At 34.8% G+C, this 3,609-nt stretch carries 3 protein-coding genes and 1 pseudogene; 2 read left to right on the top strand and 2 right to left on the bottom strand.

Annotated features, from left to right (window positions below):
* Positions 1-337 precede the first annotated feature (337 nt).
* Positions 338-1,024, top strand: a complete 687-nt coding sequence (locus ACJML3_RS02920; protein ID WP_406020453.1) for a TIGR04211 family SH3 domain-containing protein — start codon at positions 338-340, stop codon at positions 1,022-1,024.
* On the opposite strand, the gene ACJML3_RS02925 is transcribed toward ACJML3_RS02920, so the two are convergent.
* On the bottom strand, positions 1,021-1,410 hold the full coding sequence (locus ACJML3_RS02925; protein WP_406020455.1) for a hypothetical protein: 390 nt from the start codon (positions 1,408-1,410) through the stop codon (positions 1,021-1,023). The two genes, ACJML3_RS02920 and ACJML3_RS02925, sit on opposite strands and share 4 nt — an antisense overlap.
* Positions 1,400-3,040: an ExeA family protein gene (locus ACJML3_RS02930; RefSeq protein ID WP_406020457.1), complete on the bottom strand. Its 1,641-nt coding sequence runs from the start codon at positions 3,038-3,040 to the stop codon at positions 1,400-1,402. Before ACJML3_RS02930 ends, ACJML3_RS02925 begins: the two co-directional genes overlap by 11 nt.
* Before the next feature lie 152 nt (positions 3,041-3,192).
* Here ACJML3_RS02930 and cca point away from each other — a divergent pair.
* A pseudogene (gene cca, locus ACJML3_RS02935) lies at positions 3,193-3,609 on the top strand (multifunctional CCA tRNA nucleotidyl transferase/2'3'-cyclic phosphodiesterase/2'nucleotidase/phosphatase); the annotation flags it as partial.

The raw sequence follows: 3,609 nt of genomic DNA on the forward strand, positions 1-3,609 counted from the left end.
TATATAACACATAAACTGCAGATAATTTGAACTGCTGCAGACGTTTTCAAGTTATTTTTTCTTTTCACTATATTAGATTAAGAATTGCTAATTTTCCTTAAATATTAGTCCGTTAGCATACACTTAAATATACATTTGCAACTTTATACTATGAAAATAGCATATTTTTTTTCAAAAAGGATTAAATATAGAAAAAATTGAAGTAAAACGAATGAAAAAGATCTGACAAATAGTTGATTATGTCCAAAATTCAGCATTTTGATAGGTACATTAAAAGATCTTAAAAGTATATAATATCCATATATGTTTAGACTTTGAAACGATTAAAGGAATAAAAGTGAAATTTTCAAAAAAGCTGTTAAAAGCATGCCTTATTGCACCAGTTTTATCATCAATCATGTTTTGTGCTTATGCTGAAGAGGAAAACGTTGCACAAAATGAAGATATACAAAATGTCACTGCCTTAAATGAAGGTGACGATGTTTATGTATCTGAAAATGCAAATGTTTGGTTAAGATCTTGTCCTGGCACACAGTGTCGAATCGTAGGCATCACCCATGTAGGTGAAAAATTCAAGTTTATTAAAGCATCCGATGACAAGAGATTTATTCTTGTAGACGACGGCAAAAAACAGCTTTGGATGCAGACAAAAGATCTGCAGATTAATGCTTGTGGCAAAGCTTTAGTAGATATCTACAAAGGTAAAGTGGATGAACTGCAGAATACTATTGATAATTATGATTCTGTTGTTGCAAAAGAATATTCCATTGCAAAAGCTAAACTTGAAAAACTAGAAAAAGAAAATGCAGTACTAAAAGATACTATTTCAAAGCAGACTGCTCAGATTGAAGAATTAGACAATCTAAGACGAGAGTATGCAGACAAGCTTGAGACAAAAGATTTAGATATGCAGATGCGCTGGTGGTTACAGGGTGCATGTATCGCATTTTGCGGTGCAATCATCGGTATCATCTTTATCTACATACCAAGACCTAACAGAAAGAGAAACATGAACCGTTTCTAATCTTCTAATGATTTGTAGCGTAAAAGATAAGTGCTTGCACTTATCTTTTTCTTTTGTGCCTTTACCTTCTTAAGCTCGGCTCTGTTTAATGACAAATCAGCAGCACCTAATCTTCTGTAATAAACTAAAAGAGGAGCACTCTTTTGCATAACAAGATACTGTTCATAGTTTTTATCCTGTCTGTACAGTCTTGAAAGATTCAAAAAATCTTGAGCAAGCTTTTTTGAAACCTGCTGTGTAACATCTAATATTGCTACGTTTGCCTTATATGCTGCAAATGAGAATCCAATAGAAGAAAACACAAATGCAAACATCATAAGTTTTGCTGCTTTAAAAAATGTAAAGCCAAAAGGTTTTAACAGCTTTTTTTCCTTATCACTCTTCAAGATTAGCTCCTTGCCATACTGCACTGTCAATCAGGTAGTAACGCAGAAAATCATCATCTACCAAAGACTTGAAGTTAGAATATGAATTAGAGAGTGAATATTTAGCCTCTGTAGCTTTTAGTTTGTCAAACTGCAAATCAAGCTTGTCAGAGAGCTTTTGCATTGCTCTGTTGTATAGGTCTATATCGATTTTTGGCAGCATTCTGTCAAAGCTTTTCATCTTTATGCCAATATAGGTAAACTGACCATCATAACAGTGTCTTATAAAGTCTGTTTTTACCCTGAACAGCTTATCTCCTACAATGATTTCACTTTCATCTTTAGAAAATCTGTTTAGCACAACGTAAAATGGAGTCAGATCGTCTTTACGCATTTTTAAAACAGCAACACGATTTACCATTTTCACAAGATCAAGATCGCCTGAAACTGTATTGCATTTTAAGGATACAGAATCAAGATCAGAACAGATAGTTTTAAGTGAATCTGAACGGGAATATCCATTAAGTTTTATAAGAGTATCTATTGAATCTGAAATAAATACACTATTATTTATTGAATGGTTAAATAAGGCCAAGGCTTTGGATTTGTAGTTTCTTCCAGGGAGCATTTCATTCATAGCCCTGTTGTACTGCTCTACAACCATTTCTTCACTGCGTATAAGCGACTGCAATGATAAATCATTTATCCTTGATGGAAGATATTTATATGTAAGTGCAAATACAGCAAAGGACAGTGCTACACCTGACAAGAGAACAGGAACTCTTGCAAACAGAGTCTTTATGAATTCTTTTGCAAAGGTTTTAATTCCGACAACAAAAACTGATCTTTCATGTCTTACAATTTCTATTGCCTTTTTAACCATAAAAGCAGATACATGTTTCTTCTGAGCTTCAAAGGCGATACACAGTGCTCTGTCAGCAACAGAGTTGATAATTCTTGGAAGACCACCGGTTCCCCTGTACAGAGCATTCATAGCTCTGTTTGTAAAAATAGGATCATGACATCCTGCCACCTGAAGACGATATGTTACATATGCATGAACTTCATCTCGTTTAAAAGCCTTCAGATAAGCAAAAGCCTTTACTCTGCCCCAGAACATTTTGTGCATTGGCTTTTGAATATTCTCGATTAAATCCTCCTGACCTACCAGAAGAAAATTAATCATTTTGCCAAGTTCACCTTCAATATTGGAGACAAGTCTAATCTGCTCTATAACTTCATCAGAAAGGCCCTGAGCCTCATCACATATAACAGTTGTGATAATTCCACTTTCAATTGAATGCTCTAAAAGCTTTCTAAGCTTTAAGGTCAGCTCTGCAATAGATTCAAAAGAGGTTGCTACAACGCCACTTGCTCTTAGGATGGTTGCAAGCAGCATATGAGGATCAAGTCTTGGATCATCAATGGCAATTATTCGCATTCTTTTTGGCAAAGAACGGATAAGCATTCTAACAGTAGTTGTCTTTCCGCTTCCTGAAGGACCGGACAGAACACAAATAGATCCGTTTCTTGACAGATTGGATGTAAGAATATCTAAAGCCTGATGCTGATAATTACCTACATAGTAGAAACGGTTATCAGGTAAACCATCAAATGGTAATTCGTCTAATGAGAAAAATTTTTCGTACATTTTCAAACCTTTTATACGTGGTAATTATAGCAAACCTAAAGAAACGCACAAAATATACTGTACTTATGTGAGATATTCGTTATGAAATACTTTTTTTACATGAATCTTTTTTCATATAATTGAACGAGAATAACTAATAAGGCATAAACATAATGAAGATTTACCTTGTAGGCGGCGCTGTTCGTGATGAGCTGCTTGATATAAAAAATGCAGATAAAGATTACGTTGTAACTGGAGCTACTCCAGAACAGATGCTTGAACTTGGGTATACTCAGGTTGGTAAGGATTTTCCTGTATTTTTACATCCAAAGACTCATGAAGAATATGCCATGGCCAGAACAGAAACTAAGAATGGAACCGGATATACAGGTTTTATCTGTGATTTTTCACAAACGGTGACTCTTGAGGAAGATCTGTTAAGACGTGATCTGACTATAAATGCCATTGCAAAAGATCAGGATGGGAACTACATCGATCCCTATAAAGGAGCTGAAGATATAAAAAACAGAGTTCTTCGTCATGTAAGTGATGCCTTTGTTGAAGATCCTCTAAGAGTTCTTAGAGTCGCA

It is taken from the genome of Succinivibrio sp. (genome assembly GCF_045124615.1).
Lineage (GTDB): Bacteria > Pseudomonadota > Gammaproteobacteria > Enterobacterales > Succinivibrionaceae > Succinivibrio > Succinivibrio faecicola.